Source organism: Nonomuraea sp. NPDC001831 (genome assembly GCF_042892035.1).
In the GTDB taxonomy this organism is placed as follows: Bacteria; Actinomycetota; Actinomycetes; order Streptosporangiales; family Streptosporangiaceae; genus Nonomuraea.
This window is the reverse complement of sequence record NZ_JBIATU010000003.1, coordinates 482332-501926: the sequence shown is the minus strand read 5'-3', so window position 1 is coordinate 501926 and position 19595 is coordinate 482332. Positions and strand designations below refer to the sequence as shown.

The 19595-nt window shown below is 74.4% G+C and carries 7 protein-coding genes; 5 read left to right on the top strand and 2 right to left on the bottom strand.

The window, feature by feature from the left end:
• Positions 1-2: 2 nt before the first annotated feature.
• Positions 3-1286 carry a cation:proton antiporter gene (locus ACFYYW_RS13190; protein ID WP_387648080.1) on the bottom strand — a complete coding sequence of 428 codons (1284 nt, stop codon included), beginning with the start codon at positions 1284-1286 and terminating at the stop codon, positions 3-5.
• Positions 1287-1418: 132 nt separating this feature from the next.
• On the opposite strand from ACFYYW_RS13190, the gene ACFYYW_RS13185 reads away from it, so the two are divergent.
• From ACFYYW_RS13185 to fabD, 4 genes are read left to right on the top strand one after another with little or no spacing between them, the layout of a single operon-like run.
• Positions 1419-2252: a DUF6039 family protein gene (locus tag ACFYYW_RS13185; protein ID WP_352323689.1), complete on the top strand. Its 834-nt coding sequence runs from the start codon at positions 1419-1421 to the stop codon at positions 2250-2252.
• A gap of 3 nt (positions 2253-2255) precedes the next feature.
• On the top strand, positions 2256-3473 hold the full coding sequence (locus ACFYYW_RS13180; protein WP_364412077.1) for a hydroxymethylglutaryl-CoA synthase: 1218 nt from the start codon (positions 2256-2258) through the stop codon (positions 3471-3473).
• Entirely contained in the window at positions 3464-4186 is a 723-nt protein-coding gene (locus ACFYYW_RS13175) for an enoyl-CoA hydratase-related protein (RefSeq protein WP_364390854.1), read from the top strand. Before ACFYYW_RS13180 ends, ACFYYW_RS13175 begins: the two co-directional genes overlap by 10 nt.
• A 33-nt stretch (positions 4187-4219) precedes the next feature.
• Complete coding sequence (fabD, locus tag ACFYYW_RS13170; RefSeq protein ID WP_387648075.1) at positions 4220-6496, top strand: ACP S-malonyltransferase; 2277 nt, start codon at positions 4220-4222, stop codon at positions 6494-6496.
• Positions 6497-6509: 13 nt separating this feature from the next.
• Here the strand turns inward: fabD and ACFYYW_RS13165 are convergent, their stop codons facing one another.
• The gene (locus tag ACFYYW_RS13165; RefSeq protein WP_352327752.1) at positions 6510-7244 is read right to left on the bottom strand and encodes an alpha/beta fold hydrolase; all 735 of its coding nucleotides are present in this window, start codon (positions 7242-7244) and stop codon (positions 6510-6512) included.
• Positions 7245-7342: 98 nt separating this feature from the next.
• Here ACFYYW_RS13165 and ACFYYW_RS13160 point away from each other — a divergent pair, with 98 nt between their 5' ends.
• Positions 7343-19594, top strand: a complete 12252-nt coding sequence (locus tag ACFYYW_RS13160) for an amino acid adenylation domain-containing protein (protein ID WP_387648071.1) — start codon at positions 7343-7345, stop codon at positions 19592-19594.
• The last annotated feature ends 1 nt before the right edge of the window (position 19595 follow it).

Sequence of the window (19595 nt, the reverse complement as noted above, 5' to 3'; positions counted from 1 at the left end):
GGTCAGCCGCGCCGGCCCGGCTCGACCAGCTGCTCGTGCTCGGCCCGGCGCAGGCGTTCCTCGGCGGTCAGCTCGACGCGTCTCATCGCGACGCGCAGGATCGGCGGCGCCATGAGCGAGGTGACGATCGCCACGACGATCACGATCGTGTACATCGCCGTGTCGATGATGCCGATGCGCAGGCCGACCATCGCCACGATCACCTCGATGACGCCGCGCGCGTTCATGCCGGCCCCCAGCGCGAACGCCTCCCAGGCGCTCAACCGGCTCAGCAGCGCCCCCAGGTACGCGCCCAGGAACTTGCCGACGATCGCCACCCCCAGCACGACCCCGGCCGCCGCCAGCACGTCCGGCCTGGCCAGCAGCGTGAGGTCCATGCGCAGGCCGGCCGTCGCGAAGAACAGCGGAGCGAGCACGCTGAGGACGATCGTGCGCAGCGGGGCCAGCCACGCGGCGTCGGCGTGGCCGGACCGCCCGATGAGCGCGCCGCAGACGAACGCGCCCAGGATGGCCTCCAGGCCGAGCGCGTGCGTGCCGGCGGCGGCCAGCAGCACCAGCACCACGGCGGCGGCCACGGCCGGGCCCGGCTCGTCCGACCGGGTGGCCGCCCGCATCGTCCAGCGGACCAGCGGCCGGCCCACCCACAGCGCGAACGGCACCAGCGCGGCCAGGTAGACCAGCGACAACACGATCTGCCCGGTGCGCACGCCGGTGGTCGCCATGGCCGAGACGACCGAGAGCATGAACCAGCCGAACGCGTCGTCCACCATCCCCGCGGTCAGGCAGAGCTGGCCGACGTCGCGGTGCAGCAGCTTCATGTCCGTCAGCGTCTTGGCGATCACCGGGATGGCGCTGACGCACGTCGCCACGCCCAGGAACAGCGCGAAGACGGTCACGCTGGTGCCCTCGACGAGCAGCGAGGCGGGCAGCAGGAACCCGGCGGCCACGCCGAGCCCCAGCGGCACGACCAGACCGGAGACGCTCACCTTGACCGCCGTCGCGCCGCGCCGGCGGACCATTCCGAAGTCGAGCTGCACGCCGGTGATGGCGACCAGCAGCAGGACGCCGACCTGGCCCACCGCGTCCAGCAGGTGGAGCTGGCTGAACTTCAGGGCGGACGCGAGGTGGTTCAGCAGCGACGGGCCGAGCAGCACGCCCACGGTCAGCTCGCCGACGATGGCGGGCATGCGCAGGCGCACGGCCAGCCGGCCCAGCAGGACGGCGAGACCGAGGAGCAGGCCCAGCTGCAGCATGAAGACCAGCAGTTCGTGGGCTCCCAGAGGCATGTCAGGCACAGGAGAGGCTAGGCCGATCGGGCCGCCGTCCTGCTGCTCAATATTGAGCCCGCCCGCGACGGACACCGGGGGCCTGCTCAATATTGAGCGGAGCTTCCCGCGCCCGTGGGCGACATTCGGGGCATGACGAAGCCGGCGCAGTATCAGACCACCCTGCCCCCCGACCAGTTGCTGCACTCGGGCAACGCGGGCCTGATCATCCACCGTGTGGGGATGCTGGAGTACGGCATGGCCCGCGAGGGCCGCGACTTCAGCGTGGACCTGCTCGACTACATGAACCGCGCCCAGGCCGGCGTCGCCACGACCTTCTGCTACGAGGAGGTCTTCGGCGTACGCGAGCGGCTGCACTGGTTCGTGCACATGAAGTCCCCCGAGAAGTACAGCAAGCTCATCGAGATGGTGGACCACGACGAGGCGTTCCAGCAGATCTCGCTCAAGGACCGGCTGCCCAAGAAGGGCGGCGGCAACTGGGAGAAGATGTTCGTCCACGGCAGTCTCCAGGAGACCGTCATGTGCCCGCAGCACGGGTTCACCGACGACGTGCACGACGTGCCCGGCACGTTCGTGCCGCCCGCGACGTACCAGACCACGCAGCAGCAGCAGCTGAACTCGGCGACCGCCGGGGCGATCGTGCTGCGCACCGCCGACGCCCGCTACGAGCTGCGCGAGGAGGGACGGCAGTTCCTCTACGACTGGTCCCGCTACCTCAACGCCAACCTCGAAGGCCGCGCCACCGCCTTCATCTACGAGCAGACGTGGGGCCGGCAGGACCGCCTGCACGCCCTCATCCACCTGCGCGAGCTGGACGACTACCAGGCCGTGCAGGAGGTGGACCGCGGCGAGGGCATGCGCAAGGAGGTCTACGACGTGGAACGGGTCCCGGAACGGCACGGCGGCGGGCAGTGGGACCGGCTGTTCGTGCCGACCAGCATCCACGACGTCCTGATGGTGCCCTAGGCCATGGCTCTCGGGATCGAGGCGATCAACGCGTACGTCGGCAGGGCGTACACGGACGTCCGCGCGCTGTTCGACGCGCGCGGCCTGGACGTGAACCGCTTCGGCAACCTGATGATGGAGCAGCGCTCGGTCAACCTGCCCTGCGAGGACCCGGTCACCAACGCGGTCAACGCCGCCAAGCCGCTGCTGGACGCGCTCACCCAGGAGGAGAAGGACCGGATCGAGCTGCTGGTCGTGGGCACCGAGTCGGGGCTCGACTTCGGCAAGCCGATCAGCACCTACATCCACCACCACCTCGGGCTGAACCCGGCGTGCCGCTCGTTCGAGGTCAAACACGCCTGCTACGGCGGGACCGCCGCGCTGCAGTGCGCCGCCGCCGTCGTCGGCGCCAGCCCGATCCCCGGCGTCAAGGCGCTGGCCATCGCCACGGACGCGGCCAGCGGCACCGCCAAGTCCACCTACTGGGAGCCCTCCGAGGGCGCCGGCGCGGTGGCGATGCTGGTCGGCGAGGACGCCCGGGTGCTGCGGCTCGACCCCGGCGCCAGCGGCTACCACACCTTCGAGGTGATGGACACGGCCCGGCCGCGCCACGACACCGACGCGGTCGACCCCGACCTGTCGCTGCTGGCGTACATGCGCTGCGCCGAGGAGTGCTTCGCGGCCTACGGGCGGCGGGTGGCCGGGGCCGACATCGTGGACACCTTCGCCTACCTGGCGCTGCACACGCCGTTCGCCGGGATGGTGAAGGGCGCGCACCGGATGTTGCTGCGCAAGCTCAAGGGCATGGGGCCGCGGGAGATCGAGGCCGACTTCACGGCCCGGGTCGCGCCGTCCCTGGCCTACGGCGTGCGGGTGGGCAACACCTACTCGGCCGCGCTCTACCTGGCGCTGTGCTCGCTCATCGACCACGGCGCGTTCGACGCGCCCAGGCGCGTGGGGCTGTTCTCGTACGGGTCGGGTTGCGCGTCGGAGTTCTACAGCGGCGTGATCCCGGCCCAGGGGCGTAGCGGCATCGGCCGGGCGCTGGACGAGCGGCGCGAGATCGGCGTCGAGGAGCTGGACGCGCTGACCGAGCTGAGCGCCGACCGCGCCTTCGGGGTGCGGGACGCGGTGCTCGATCCCAAACCGTACGCCGACCTGTACGAGGACGCCTTCGGCGGTCGCGGCCTGCTGGTGCTGGACCGCATCGCGGACTTCCACCGGGAGTACAGATGGAGCTGACCTCGGCGACCCTGCGGCACCGGCTGCGCAGCCGCACGATCGACGACCGCGCCATCGACGAGCTGGGCGCCGCCCTGGACGAGGCCGAGCGCGCGCCCGGCTGCCGCATCCTGCTGCTGGAGGGCGGTGACGGCGTCTTCTGCACCGGCATGGACCTGGAGGAGGCGGCCGGCAGCGACGTCGCCGACGGCGGCCGGGCGTTCTACGGCCTGCTGCGCCGCTTCACCGAGACGCCCGTGACGGTGGTGGCCCGGGTGGACGGCCGGGTGGCCGGCGGCGGCGTCGGCCTGGCCGCGGCCAGCGACTTCGTCTTCGCCAGCGAGCGCAGCACCTTCAGCCTCCCCGAGGCGCTGTGGGGGCTGCTGCCGTGCTGCGTGCTGCCGTTCCTGATCCGGCGCACGGGCTTTCAGAAGGCGTACGCGATGACGCTGAGCACCCAGCCGGTGAGCGCCGCCGAGGCCGCCGCCTTCCACCTGGTGGACGAGGTGTCGGACGACCCGGAGGCGCTCGTGCGGCGGCTGGCCTACCGGCTGACCAAGCTGGACCGGTCGATCGTCACGGACATGAAGCGCTACTTCCGCGAGCTGTGGATCCTGTCGGAGGAGACCGAGCAGGTGGCGGTCAAGGAGTTCGGCCGGCTCATGTCCAGCCCCGAGGTGCGCCGCAGGCTCGTCGACTACGCGACCGAGAAGAGATTCCCCTGGGAACGCTAGAGCCCCTGGGAACGCTAGAGAGGAACGCGCCTGATGTCCGTCGTGTGGGTTTTCCCCGGGCAGGGGTCGCAGCGCAAGGGCATGGGCGCGGGCGTCCTGGAGCGGTACCCCGACCTGTGCGCCCGCGCCGACGAGATCCTCGGCTACTCCGTCGCCGAGCTGTGCGACGACCCCAAACGGCTGCGGGAGACCCGCTACGTGCAGCCCGCCCTGTTCACGGTCAACGCGCTGAGTTTCCTCGCCCGGCAGGAGGAGGGCGGCCGGCCCGACTACCTGGCCGGGCACAGCCTGGGCGAGTACGCGGCGCTGTTCGCGGCCGGCTGCTTCGACTTCGAGACCGCGCTCGGCCTGGTCAAGCGGCGCGGCGAGCTGATGTCCGCGGCGGGCGGCGGCGCCATGGCGGCGGTGCTCGGCGCCGACCGCGAACGGCTGGAGGAGCTGGTGGCGGGCACCGGCGTCGACATCGCCAACTACAACTCGCCGGAACAGGTCGTCCTGGCCGGGCCCAAGGACGAACTGGACGCGCTCAGCCGCGGCGGCCCCGGCAAGTGGGTGCCGCTGAGCGTGAGCGTGCCCTCGCACTCGCGCTACATGGAACCGGCCGCCGACGCCTTCGCCGAGGCGCTGGACGGCGTCCGCATCGAGGAGCCGCGGGTGCCCGTCATCGCCAACGTGACCGGACGCCCGTACCGGGCCGGCGAGGCGGCCGAGCTGCTGCGCCGCCAGATCTGCAGCCCGGTGCGGTGGGTGGACGGCCTGCGCTACCTGATGGACCAGGGCGTGTCCGAGCAGGTGGAGATCGGCCCCGGCGACGTGCTCACCAAACTGTGGACGGTCACCCGCCGCCACCCGCCCGAGCCCTCTGCCGAGCAGGAGCCGGTCGAGAAGCCCCCTGCCCGGGAGCCGGTCGAGGCGCCCGCCGTCCGGGAGCGCGTCGCGACGCCCGCCGCCCCGGAGCCGGGGATCGCGCTCGGTTCGGCCGAGTTCCGCGCCGACTACCGCGTCCGCCACGCCTACCTGGCCGGGTCGATGTTCAAGGGCATCGCCTCGGCCGAGCTCGTGATCAGGATGGGCCGGGCCGGGCTGATGGGCTTCCTCGGCGCGGGCGGCCTCACCCTGGACCAGATCTCCGACGCGCTCGACACCGTCCAGTCCGCCCTCGGCCCGGACGGCCCCTACGGCGTCAACCTGCTCCACGGCTTCGACGAGGACGGCCTGGAGCGCGAGACGGTGGACCTGCTGCTCCGCCGCGACGTGCGGTACGTCGAGGCCGCCGCCTACCCGCACGTCACCGCGCCCCTCGTGCGCTACCGCTACAGCGGCGCGCACCGCGACCCGGCCGGGCGGCCGGTCGCCGTCCGGCACGTGGTGGCCAAGGTCTCCAGGCCCGAGGTCGCCGCCGCGTTCATGCGGCCCGCCCCGCAGGCCGTCCTGGACCGGCTCGTCCGGGAGGGGGCGCTGAGCGCGGCCGAGGCGGAGGTCGCCGCCGAACTGCCGGTCAGCGGGGACGTCTGCGTCGAGGCCGACTCGGCCGGGCACACCGACGGGCGCTCGCCGTACGCGCTGATGCCGGCGATCCTGCGGCTGCGCGACGAGGAGATGGCCGCCCACGGCTACGCCCGGCGCATCAGGGTCGGGGCGTCCGGCGGGATCGGCGCACCGGAGGCGGCCGCCGCGGCGTTCGTGCTCGGCGCCGACTTCATCGTCACCGGCAGCGTCAACCAGTGCACCCCGCAGGCCGGGACGTCCGACGCCGTCAAGGACCTGCTGGCCGGGCTCGACGTGCAGGACACCGCCTACGCCCCGGCCGGCGACATGTTCGAGATGGGCGCGCAGGTGCAGGTCGCCAGGAAGGGCACGCTGTTCCCGGCCCGCGCCAACAAGCTCTACCAGCTCTACCGCCAGTACGGCTCGCTGGAGGAGATCGACGAGCGGACCAGGCGGACGATCCAGGACAAGTTCTTCCGCCGCTCCTTCGAGGAGGTGTGGGAGGAGACCCGCGCGTTCCTGGCCGCGCGCCGGCCGGCCGAGCTGGCCCGCGCCGAGCGCGACCCCAAGCACCGGATGGCGCTCGTCTTCCGCTGGTACTTCGTGCACACGATCAGGCTGGCGCTGCGCGGCGAGGCCGGGCGGCAGGTGGACTACCAGGTCCACTGCGGGCCGGCGATGGGCGCGTTCAACCGGTGGGTGGCCGGCACGGAGCTGGCCGACTGGCGGGCCAGGCACGTGGACGTCATCGCCGACCGGCTGATGGAGGCCGCCGCCGGGCTGCTCGAAGCCCGGCTGCGCGACCTGTCCAAGGACGGTTAGAAGCTGGGGACGGTCAGACGTTGAGCAGATGGCGGTTCAGGTCCTCCTGGACCGCCGTCAGCACCTCGGGCCGCGGGCCCTTGAGGTAGAAGTGGTCGCCGCCGAACACGCGCAACGTGAAACCGCCGCTGGTGGCCTCGGCCCAGGCGCTGATCTCGTCCGGGTCGACCTCCGGGTCGGCGTCGCCGGTCAGCGCCGAGATCGGGCAGTCCGGACGCGGGCCGGGCAGCGGCGTGTACGACTCGTTCAGCTCGAAGTCGGCGCGCAGGCCCGGCAGGAACACCTCCAGCAGGCTGCGCTGGTCCATCACCTCCGACGGCGTGCCGTTCAGCTTGCCCATCTCGCTCAGCATCTCCTCCTCCGACAGGTCGCTGAAGCGGCGCCGGCGGGTCGGCAGCTGCGGCGCGCGGCGTCCGGACACGAACAGCACCGCGGGCGGGAAACGGCGGGCCGTCTCCCAGGCCACCACGGCCCCCATGCTGTGCCCGAACAGCGCGAACGGCCGGTCGGTGTACGGCTCGATGGCCTCCCACAGCGGCCCCGCGAGCTGCTCCATGCGGTTGTAGGGCCGCTCGCGCAGGCGTGACTCGCGCCCCGGCAGCACCACCGGGCAGACGTCGACGTCCGGCGACAGATGGTCGTCCCATTTGCGGAACAGCGTCGACCCGCCTCCCGCGTGCGCGAAGCAGAACAGTCTGATGCGGGCGTCGGCTCGGGGCCCGCCGCCCGCTATCCAGGAACCAGGCATGGTCAGAAACCTACGGCCGATCGCCTTGCGCCGCCTGCTCAGTCTTGAGCAGGCAGCGCGCGCCGTCCTCACTAGCGTCGCAGTGAGGGAGGAGGCCCATGAAGCACGACGAGCGCGTGACGGAGACGGTCATCCGCCTGCTGGCCGAGGTGCTGCCCGGCGGCGCGGAGCTGACCCCCGACGCATCACTCAAGGACAGCGGACTCGACTCGATCTCCGCGGTACGGGTGTGGTTCGAGATCCAGCGGGAGTTCTCGCTGGACTTCCCCGTCGAGCGGCTGGGCGGCTGCGCGACGCCGGCCGAGCTGGCCGCGCGGATCGCCGAGCTGGCCGGGACGGCCGAGCACGACGCCCCCGTGACCGTGGCCGAGATCAGCCCGGCCCCCGGCGACCGGCACGAGCCGTTCCCCCTGACGCCCCTGCAGCAGGCGTACGTCATGGGCGCGGACGAGGACGCCACCCCCGACCCGGTCGGCTGCCAGGTCTACCGCGAGTTCGAGGTGCCCGGCGTGGACCCCGACCGCCTGCGCGCGGCCTGGCAACGCGTCGTCGACCACCACGACGCCCTGCGCCTGCAACTGGGCGAGGACGGCACCCAGCGGATCCTGGACCGGGCCCCCTCCTGGGACCTGCCGGTGGACCAGCCCGGCGCCCGCGAACGCCTCGCGCACCGGCGGTACGAGCCCGGCGTCTGGCCGCCGTTCGCCGTCGAGGTCACCACGCCCGGGACCGTGCACTTCGGCATCGACGCGAGCGTGACCGACGGCCGCGGGCTCGACGTGCTGCTGCGCGACTGGTGGCGCTGCTACCGCGACCCCGGTCACACGCTGGAGGAGAGCGGCCTGTCCGTCCGCGACTGCCTGCTGGCGCTGGACGCCCAGCGGCGCGGCCCCCGCCACCAGGAGGACCTGGACTACTGGCGGGAACGCCTGGCCGACCTGCCGCCCGGCCCCGCCGCCGGCGTGCCGGACGGGTCGCCGCGCTCCGCGCTGACCGGCTCGCTGACCGCCGCCCAGTGGGGCGCCCTGCGCGCCAGGGCCGCCGAGCTGGACGTCTCGCCGACCGCCCTGGTGCTGACCCTGTTCGCCGAGACGGTCGGCAGGGGGGAGGACTGCTCCCTGGCCGTGACCACGACCGGCCGGGCCTGGCTGCCGCGCGAGGTGGACGAGGTGGTCGGGCCGTTCACCGGCACCGCCGTGTTCGCCGCCGAGAGCACGCTCGGCGAGCCGCTCCCCGAGGCGGTCCAGGAGGTGCACCGGCGGCTGTGGCGCGACCTCGGCCACGCGGGCGTCCCCGGCGTGACCGTCATGCGGGAGCTGCGCGAGCGCACGGCGCTGCCCGTCGTCTTCACCAGCCTGCTGGACGCCCGGCCCGACGAGGCCGTGCCGCCGGTGACGTACGCGCTGAGCCAGACCTCCGGCGTCGCCCTCGACCACCAGATGTGGGAGCACGACGGCGAGCTGCGGGTGCGCTGGGACCTGGTGCCCGGGTGCTTCGCGCCCGGCGAGCCGGAGACCCTGTTCGCCCGCTTCACCAACGCGCTGCGCGCCCTGGCCGCCGACACCGGCGAGGAGGAGATCCGGCCGCTCAACGAGCTGCAGAAGGCGTACTACGTGGCCCGCGCGGGCGGCTCCCACCCCTACGACGGCTGCCAGGTCCACCACAGCTTCCACGTCCGCGACCTGGACCGGGACCGGCTCGAACGGGCCTGGCTGCGCCTGGTGGCCGCGCACGACGCGCTGCGCTCCGAGGTCACCCACGACGGGACGCTGCGGGTCAGGCCGCACGCGCCGGAGAACTGGAGCATCCCCGACATCCCCGGCGCCGACACGGGAGAGACGGCGGGGGAGACGGCCGCGGAGATGGCCGGGCGGGCGTTCCCGCTGGGCCGCTGGCCGCACTGGGAGCTGCGGGTCAGCGGCGAGACGGTGCACGCGGCCGTCGACCTCGCCGTCCTGGACGGCCGGAGCATCCACATCGTGCTGCGCGAGCTGTTCAGGCTGTACGCCGACCCGTCCGCCGAGCCCCGGCCGCCCGCCGAGGCGCCGGGCACCCTGGAACGCCCGCACGAAGGGGGCTACTGGGCCGAGCGGTTCCGCGACCTGCCGCCGGGGCCCGAGGTGGCCACCACGCCCGCGCGCCGCGTCCGGCTGAGCGGCAGCGTCGCCGCGGTGTCCGACGAGACCGTCTTCGCCGCCCTGGCGGGCGCGCTGCGCGCCCGCTTCGCCGATCCGTTCAGCGTGTCCGTGGTGCGCTGGACCGCCGAGTCCGAGCCGCGACGTCCCGGCGAGCACACCGCCCTGAGCTGGGTCACCGACGCGGAGTCCTACCCGGACCGGATCGCCGCCGACGCCGCGAACGGCGCCCTGACCGGCCTGGCCACGCTGCGCGGCCACGTCATGAAGGAGCGCCGCCGCCGCGCCTACGCCTTCCCCGTCGTCTACACCAGCACCCTCGACCTGACCGACCATCCCCTGCCGGACGGCGTCGAGGCCGGGCCCTGGATGACCTACACCCCGGACGTCGCGCTCGACTGCATCGTCATCAGGGAGGGCGACCGGCTGCACTACCACTGGGACGCCCTGGAGCCGGAGTTCCCCGACCTCGCCGAGCTGTTCGCGGCCTTCGAGGACCGGCTGCGCCCCGCGCACCGGCTGTTCGAGCGGCAGGCCGCCGCCCGTCCCGACGCGGTCGCGCTGCGGCACGCCGGCGGCACCATGACGTACGGGGAGCTGAACCGGCGCGCCAACGCCGTCGCCTGGCGGCTGAAGGAGCTGGACGTGGGGCCGGGGACGGTGGTCGCCGTGCGCCTGTGCCGCGGGCCCGACATGGTGGCCGCCGTCCTCGGGATACACAAGGCGGGCGGCGCCTACCTGCCGGTGGAGCCGTCCCTGCCCGACGAGCGGGCCGCCGTCATGCTGGACGACGCCGCCGCTGGGATCGTGCTCACCTGCGCGCAGACGCCCGGCTGGGCCGTGCCCGAGGGCGTGCGCGCCGTCGAGCTGGACGCCGGCGGCGACGACCGCGGCGACCCGCCCCTCGCCGGCACCGTGGACGACCTCGCGTACGTGATCTTCACCTCGGGCAGCACCGGCAAGCCCAAGGGCGTCGAGGTCAGCCACCGGCCGCTGCTCAACCTGCTCGACTGGTGCTACCGCACCTTCGACTTCGACGCCTCCGACGTCGGCCTCTGCGTCACCTCGCTCGGCTTCGACCTGTCGGTGTTCGACATCTTCGGCCTGCTCGGCCGGGGCGCCTCGCTCTACATCGCCGACGAGGGCCAGCAGCGCGACCCCGAACTGCTGCTGGACGTGCTCATCGACGAGCCGATCACGTTCTGGAACTCCGCGCCCACCACGCTCAACCAGCTCGCCCCGCTGCTGGCCGAGCGGCAGGGCGAGGAGGGCACCGGCGACCTGCGGCTGGTCTTCCTCAGCGGCGACTACACGCCGCTGCCGCTGCCGGACGCCGTGCGCGCGACCTTCCCGCGGGCGCGGGTGGTCAGCCTGGGCGGCGCCACCGAGGCCACCGTCTGGTCGAACTGGTTCGAGGTGGGCGAGGTCGACCCGTCGTGGCGGAGCATCCCGTACGGGCGGCCGATCGACGACGCCCTCTACTACATCCTCGACGAGGACCGGCGGCCCTGCCCCGAAGGCGTGGAGGGCGACCTGTTCATCGGCGGCAGGTGCCTGAGCCTCGGCTACCGCAACCAGCCCGAGCTGACCGCCGAGCGGTTCGTGCCGGACCCGTTCGCGGGCGGGCGTATGTACCTGACCGGCGACCGGGCCGCGCTGCTGCCCGACGGGAACATCACGTTCCTCGGGCGGGCCGACAACCAGGTGAAGATCCGCGGGTTCCGGGTCGAGCTGGGCGAGATCGAGCACCGGCTGCGGCAACATCCGGGCGTGCGGGACGTCGTCGTCCTGGCCCGCGACGACCGGTCGGGGGAGCGGAAGCTGGTCGCGTACGTGATGGCCGAGGGCGCGGAGCCGGACGTCGGGGAGCTGCGGGCGCACGCGGCCGGGACGCTGCCGGCGTACATGGTGCCCAACCACGTGGCGTTCGTCAGCACGTTCCCGGCCACCGCCAACGGCAAGCTGGACCGGGACGCGCTCCCGTGGCCGCTCACCGACCGCGCCCCCGAGCCGGAACCCGAGCCGGAACCCGAGCCGGAGCCGGAGCCCGAGGTGGCGGGGCGGGCGGTGACGGAGATCGCCGAGCTGTTCGCCGAGCTGATCGGGGTCGAGGAGGTCGATCCCGGCCAGGACCTGTGGGACCAGGGCGTCACCTCCTTCACCATGGTCCAGGTCTCCAAGGCGCTGCGGAAGCGGTACGGCAGGCGGGTGCCGGTGGCGCTGCTGCTGGAGAACCCGACCGTCACCGGCATCGCCGCCGTCGTCGGCGCCCCCGCCGACACGCCCGCGCCGAAGAAGCCCGCCGCGGAGAAGCCCTCCACTGCGAAGCCCGCTGCGGAACAGCCCGTCGAGACGCCCGCCGAACATCCCGTCGAGGCCGGTGTCGAGGCGGACGGGCCGGGGGAGGTCGACTTCTTCTCGCCCGAGGACCGGGAGGCGTTCAAGGCGGGCCAGTGGAACCTGCGCCCGCTGGAGCCGGACGCCAGCCTCATCCGCCTCGACCGCCTGGACGTGCCCGAGGAGCACTTCGCCTGGCGGGCCAGCGTGCGCGACTTCGCGCCCGGCCCACTGCCGTACCGGTCGTTGTGCCGGCTGCTCGGGCTGCTGCGCGAACGGCGGCTCGGCGACCGCGCGCGCCACCTGTACCCGTCGGCCGGGGACACCTACGCCGTGCAGGCGTACCTGCACGTCACCAAGGGCGCGATCAGCGGCGTCGCCGAGGGGATCTACTACTACAACCCGGTCGAGCACGCCCTCCACCTCGTGAACGGCCGCCCCGAGCTCGACCGTACGGCCCACTTCGTCTACAACCGCGACCTGTACGACCGCGCCGCCTTCAGCCTCTACCTCATCGGCCAGACCAAGGGCATCGAGCCCCTGTACGGCGAGCAGAGCCTGCGCTACCTGACCCTGGAGGCGGGCTACCTGGGCCAGCTCCTGATGACCGGCCAGGCGGCCTGCGGCATCGGGCTCTGTCCCATCGGCGAGGTCGCCTTCGACCAGGTGCGCGACCAGTTCGACCTGGACGACGGCCACCGCTTCCTCCAGGCGTTCCTGGGCGGCCCCGCCGAGTACGCGACCGGCGACGCCGTCCCCGTGTTCGCGACTCCTGTGCTCTCCACCCCGCAGACGGAACCGGCCCTCCGCGCCCAGCCCGCCCTCCGCGCCGAGCCGGCGCCCGAGGAACGGCCGGCCGGGCTCGCCGTGATCGGCATGGCCGGCCGCTACCCCGGCGCCGACGACCTGGACGGCTTCTGGCGCAACCTCAGCACCGGCGCCCGCAGCCTGGGCCCGAGCCCCAGGGGCGAGCGTCCCGGCGGCTACCTGGAGCACATCGACCGCTTCGACAGCCTGCTCTTCCACGTCTCGCCGAAGGAGGCCGCGACGCTCGACCCGCAGCTGCGGCTGCTGCTGCACAGCGTGTGGGAGTGCCTGGAGCACGCCGGTCACACCCCCGACTCGCTGCACGCGACCGCCCCCAGGGTGGGCGTCTTCGTCGGCTCGATGTGGCACGACTACCAGCACGCCGGGGCCGCCGCCTGGCGCGCGGGCGGCCCGGCCGTGGTCTCGGCGACCGCGTCCGACATGGTCAACCGCGTCTCGTACTTCTTCGGCTTCACCGGGCCGAGCATCGCCGTGGACACGTCGTGCTCGTCCACGCTGACCGCCCTGCACCTGGCCGCCCAGGCCATCCGTACGGGCGACTGCGACGCGGCCGTGGTCGCGGGCGTCAACCTGCTCGCCGACCCCTACCACGCCGGGCTGCTGGCCGGGCTCGGCCTGCTGGCCGAGGAGGCCGGCGCCGCCGCCTTCGACCCCGACCGGCCCGGCTGGACGGTCGGCGAGGGCGTCGGCTCCTTCCTGCTGCGGCCCGTCGCGGACGCCGTCCGGGCGGGGGACGCCGTCCACGGCGTGGTCGAGGCCACCTGGGTCGCGCACACCGGGCGTACCGGGCGGTTCACCGCGCCGAGCGCCGACGCCATGGCGGCGTCCATGCGCCGCGCCCTGGAGCGGGCCGGTGCCGGGCCCGGCGACGTCTCCTACGTCGAGTGCGCGGCGGCCGGCGCGGCGCTGGCCGACGCGGCCGAGGCCGAGGCGCTGGCCGAGGTCTTCGGCGAGCGGTCCGAGCCCGTCGCGGCGGGCACGCTCAAGCCGAACATCGGCCATCTCGAAGCCGCGTCCGGCGCCTCCCAGCTCGCCAAGGTGCTGCTGCAGCTGCGGCACGGACGCCTGGCGCCCACGCTGCTCGCCGAGCCGCCCACCGACGCGGTCACCGTGCCGGAGCAGCCGCGGCCGTGGACCGGCGAGCGGCGGGCGCTGATCAACGCCTTCGGGGCGACCGGCACGCACGCCCACGCCGTCGTCCGCGCGCCCCTTCCCGAGGAGACCCCGGACAGCGCGGCCGAGGACGGGCAGGAGCACGCCGTCCTGGTGTCCGCCGCGACCGAGGAGCGGCTGGTGACCGCCGCGCGCCGCCTGGCCGGGGCCGGGGAGCGGGACGTGCGCCGGATCGCCTACACCACCCAGACCGGGCGCGCCGCCCTCGCGCACCGGCTCGCCGTCGTCTGCCGCGACGCGGCCGGGCTGCGGGAGGGGCTGGAGGCGTTCGCGGCGGGCAGGACGCACCCGTCCGTGCTCACCGGACGGGCCGGCGGGCGTCCGACCGGCGCGGAAGCCGAGGCAGCGGCCGCCTGGGTGGCCGGTCAGGACGTCGACTGGGCCCGGTTCTGGCCGGAGCCGCCCGGACGGGTCGCGCTGCCCTCCTACCCGTTCGAGGCCGAGCCGTACTGGATCGAACGGGCGGAGCCGGTCGTGGCGGAGGCCGCCGCCGGCGACATGGAGGACTACCTCAAGGGCGTCTACGCCGAGGTCTCGGGCATCGACGCGGACCGGCTGGGGACGCGGGTGCCGCTGGAGCAGTACGGGCTGACGTCGTCCCAGATCGTCGAGCTCAACGCGCGGCTGGAGCGGGACCTCGGCGAGCGGTCGCGCACGCTCTTCTTCGAGCACAAGGACCTGGCCGGGGTCGCCGCCGCGCTGTCCGCCAGAACCTCCGCCCCGCCCCCCGCGGACCGGCCGGACCGGACCGGACCGCGCTCCGCCGGGAGCGCCTATCCCGCCGACGACGGCGCGATCGACGTCGTCGGGAACGCCGACGCCGCCGACGACGGCGCGATCGCCGTCATCGGGATCGCCGGGCGCTACCCCGACGCCCCCGACCTGGGCACGTTCTGGGAGAACCTGGCCGCCGGGCGGCACTCGCTCTCCCGCGTCCCCGCCGACAGGACCCGCGACGGCTGGCCCGTGGACCTCATGTGGGGCGGCTTCCTCGACGGCGTCACCGACTTCGACCCGCTGCTGTTCGGCATCACCCCGCGCGACGCCGCCCTCATGGACCCGCAGGAGCGCGTCTTCCTGGAGGTCACCTGGGAGGCCCTGGAGGACGCGGGCTACCCGCGCACCCGCCTGCGCGACCGGCACGGTTCGAACGTCGCCGTCTACGCGGGCGTGATGTACAACGAGTACCCCTTCTTCGGCGTCGAGCAGAGCCTGCGCGGCACGCCGCAGGACACCGGCGCGACGCTCGGCGGCGTGGCCAACCGCGTCTCCTACCACCTGGACCTCAAGGGGCCCAGCATGTCGGTCGACACGATGTGCTCGTCGTCGCTGGCCGCGCTGCACCTCGCGGTCCGGTCGCTGCGCCAGGGGGAGTGCGAGCTGGCGATCGCCGGCGGCGTCAACCTCAACCTGCACCCGAACAAGTTCGTCCAGCACGCCCGCATGCGGCTCACCGCCGGCGACCGGCGCTGCCACAGCTTCGGGGCCGGCGGCGACGGCTTCGTGCCCGCCGAGGGCGCCGGGGTCGTCCTGCTCAAGCCGCTGTCCAGGGCCAAGGCGGACGGCGACCGCATCCACGCGGTGATCAGGGGCACCGCCGTCGTGCACTCGGGCCGGACGAACGGCTGGGTGGTGCCGAGCCCCGTCGAGGAGGGCGAGCTCGTCGCCCGCGCGCTCGCCGACGCGGGCGTGGACCCCGCCGGCATCGGCTACCTGGAATGCCACGGCGCGGGCACCGCGCTCGGCGACCCCATCGAGATCAACGCCCTCATGCGGGTGTTCGGGCAGACGGGGGCCGCGCCGGGCAGCATCCCGATCGGCTCGGTCAAGTCCAACCTCGGGCACGTCGAGTCGGGCGCCGGCATCGCCGGGCTCACCAAGATCGTGCTCCAGCTCCGGCACCGGCGGCTCGTGCCCTCCCTGCACGCCGACGAGCTCAACCCGGACATCACCTGGGACGAGATCCCCTTCCGCGTGCAGCGGGAGGCGGCCGACTGGCCCGAGGGGCCCGGCGGCGCGCCCCGGCGGGCGGGCCTCAGCTCGTTCGGCGCCGGTGGGACGATCGCGCACGCGGTGATCGAGGAGGCCCCGCCCACCGCGCCCGCCGCGGCCACCGCGCCCGCCGCGACCGGCATGCCCGCCGCGACCGGCGCGTCCGACGCCGGGCCGCAGCTGATCGTGCTGTCGGCGCACGACGAGCGGCGGCTGCGGGCCATGGCGGGCCGGCTGGCCGGTCACCTGCGCGCGACGCCCGAGAGCCTCGCCGACGTCGCCCACACCCTCCGCATCGGACGGGAACCGCTGCGCGAACGGCTCGCCCTGGTCGTCTCGGACGTGGCGGAGCTGTGCGAACGGCTGGAGCGGTTCGCCCGGTCGGAGCCCGCCGACGTGCTGCGCGGCCGGACACGCCCCGGCGTCCCGCCGTCCGGGTGGTCCGGCGACCAGCTGTCCGGACGTCCCGGCGACCTGCTGGAGCTGGGACGGCACTGGGTGGACGGCGGCCACGTGGACTGGACGCCGCCGCCGGGGGCGCGGCTGGTGGGGCTGCCGTCGTACCCGTTCGACCGGATGCGCTGCTGGCCCTTCGAACCCGCCTCCGGCGACCCGGAACTCGCGGCCGGCGACCCGGAACCGGCCGCCGCCGGCCGGGAAGCCTTCGGGGGCCGGGAACCGGCCGCTGCCGAGATACCGCTGTTCGAACGCACCTGGGCGCCGGCCGGGCAGCCCGCCCACGACCCCGGGACGCTCGGCGACGGGACCGTGGTGTGCCTGTTCGGCGACGCCTCTGAGGAACTGGCGCGCTCGCTCGGCGACCACGTCGTGCCGGTGGGCCCGGGAGACCCCGTCCCGGAGGAGTTCACCGGCTGGATCGACCTGCGCGACCTGGGCGAGGCCGACCCGGAGGGCGAGCTGGACCGGCTCGCCGTCCTGCGGGACGCCCTCGCCCGGCGCCGCCCGCTCAGGATCCTGCACGTCACCAGCGGCCTGCTGGACCTCGGCGGCCCGTCGCCGAGCCTGGCGGGGGCGCGGATGGCGGGGTTCGTGCGCATGCTCGCCGCCGAGTACCCGGCGGTCACGGCCACGGTGCTGGACAGCGACCGGCCCACGGCCGCGCAGATCCGCGCCGAATGGGCGGCCGCCGAGCCGTACGGGGAGGTGTGTTACCGCGATGGCGAGCGGTTCCGTCCTGATCTGCGGGAGTTGTCCGCGCCGTACGCCGAGCCGCAGCTCGATCCCGCGGCCGTCTATGTCGTGAGCGGCGGCACCAGGGGGCTGGGCGCGCTGGTGGCCCGCCACCTGGCCGAGCGCGGCGCGCGCCGGCTCGCCCTGCTCGGCGTGCGTCCGCTGCCGCCGCGCGACCAGTGGGACGGCTCCGGCGAGGAGGCCGTCGCCACCGTCCTCGACCTGGAACGCGCGGGCGCCCGGGTGGTCGTCCACACCGGGCCGCCGTCCGGGGTGCCCGCCTTCCTGGACGGCGTGCGGCGCGAGCTGGGCCCGATCGGCGGCGTCGTCCACTGCGCGGGACGCTCCAGCCAGGGACGTCCGTCGCTGGCCCACAAGTCGCAGGACGACCTGCGGGCCGTGCTCGTCCCCAAGGCCGACCTCCTGGAGGCGCTGGACGAGGCGTGCGCCGGGGACCGTCCGGCCTTCTTCGTCACCTTCTCCTCCGTGTGCGCCGCCGTGCCCGCGCTGGCCGCCGGGGTGGCCGACTACGCCGCCGCCAACGCCTTCCTCGACTACTGCACCGGGGTCAGGCGGCGGTCCGGGCGGACCGAGTTCCGGTCGGTCGACTGGCCGCAGTGGCGGGAGTCCGGCGGGGCGCGCGGGAAGCCGAACGTCGGCGAGGCCGTCGGGCTCGCGTCCCTCACCGACCGGGACGGGCTGCGGGTGCTGGACCGGGTGATCGGGCTGCCGCGCGGCGCGACCGTGCTGCCGTGCCCGCCGTCCGGCGCGTCCGTGGACGTCCCGGCGCTGATCCGGCTGCCCCAGCGGGCGGACCGCCGCCCGGCCCCCGCCCACCCGGCTCCCGCCCACCCGGCTCCCGAGCCGGCGCGGGCCGCTGAGGGGCCCGACTGGCTGGCCGTGCTGTTCTCCGAGACGATCGGCATCCCCGTGGACGCGCTGGACCCGACGGCGGAGTTCGGGGACCTCGGCGTCGAGTCGGTGATGCTGGCCGAGCTGGTGCAGCGCATCGAGGAACGGCTCGGAGAGAGCCTGGAACCGTCGCTGCTGCTCGACTACCCGACGCTGGAGCAACTCCGCGACCGCCTGGGCGTCCCGGAGCCGGCCGCCGACCGCGCGCACGTCCCCGAGCCGGCCGCCGACCGTCCGGACGTCCCCGAACCGACCGCCGACCGTCCGGCCGCCCCTGCCTCTGCCCTTCCCGGTGTCGCCGAGGATCGCAGGATCGCGATCATCGGCATGGCCTGCCGGTTCCCCGGCGCGCCGGACGTGGCCGCGTTCTGGCGGAACCTCACCGAGGGCCGGTGCGACGTGCGCGAGGTGCCCCTCTCCCGCTGGGACCACCGCGAGCTGTACTCGCCCGAACCCGCCCTCGGCCGCAGCATCAGCAAGTGGGGCGGCTTCGTCGACGGCATCGAGGACTTCGACAACGACTACTTCGACCTCGGCGAGGACGAGGCCCGCGCCCTCGACCCGGCCATCCGCATGTTCCTGGAGTGCTGCGCGGCCTGCCTGGCCGACGCCGGTTACGACCCCGCCGAGCTGCGCGGACGCCGGGCCGGCGTGTTCGCCGGAGCCCGCATGTCCGACTACGGGCGCCGGGTCGGCGTCCGGCCGGGCGGGCTGGCCTCGGACCAGAACTTCATCGCGGCCAGGGTCGCCCACCACTTCGACCTGCGCGGCCCCAACCTCGTCGTGGACAGCGCCTGCTCCTCCTCGCTGGTCGGCGTGCAGCTCGCCGCGCAGAGCCTGCTCGCCGGGGAGGCCGAGGTGGCCCTGGCGGGCGGGGTGGAGGTGCTCCTGGACGAGAACGACTACCTCCAGCTCAGCGCGGCCAAGGCGCTGTCGCCCACCGGCCGGTGTCACACCTTCGACGAGCGCGCCGACGGGTTCGTGCCGGGGGAGGGGTGCGGGGTCGTCCTGCTCAAGCCGCTGCGCGCGGCGCTGGCCGACGGCGACCGGGTGCACGCGGTCATCGAGGCGGTCGCGGTGAACAACGACGGCCGCACGATGGGCGTCACCACGCCCAACCCCGAGGCCCAGGCCGACGTGGTCCGCCGGGCCCTGGCGGCGGCCGGCCGCACGCCGCGCGAGATCGGCCTGATCGAGGCGCACGGCACCGGCACGCTCATCGGCGACCCCATCGAGCTGCGCGCCCTGACGCGGGTGTTCGCCGAGGGCGGCGGGGACCCGGGAACGTGCGCGATCGGCAGCGTGAAGAGCAACATCGGCCACACGCTCAGCGCGGCCGGGATCGCCGGGCTGATCAAGGCGGCGCTGGCCGTCGAGCACGGACTGATCCCGCCGACGTTGTCCTGCGAGCGGCCCAACCCGCGCTTCGACTTCGCCGCCTCGCCCTTCGAGCCCGTCACCGAGCCGCGGGACTGGCCCTCGCCCAGGGTCGCGGGCGTGAGCTCGTTCGGGCTCGGCGGCACCAACGCGCACCTCGTGCTGAGCGAGCCGCCCCCGCGGTCGGGCGCGCGGCCCGAACGCGAGCCCGCCCCCGCGCCGGTCTTCCGGCGCAGGCGCCTGTGGCTGGACCGCGACCCGGCCCCGGCCCACGAGCCGGCCCGTGACCCGGCCCGCGACCCGGTTCCGGCCGGCGCCGCCGGTCCCGGCCACGGTCCCGATCCCGGCCCGCCGGACGACGCCAGCTCGCTGCTCGACCTGAACATCACCACGGGGAGGCGCTGAC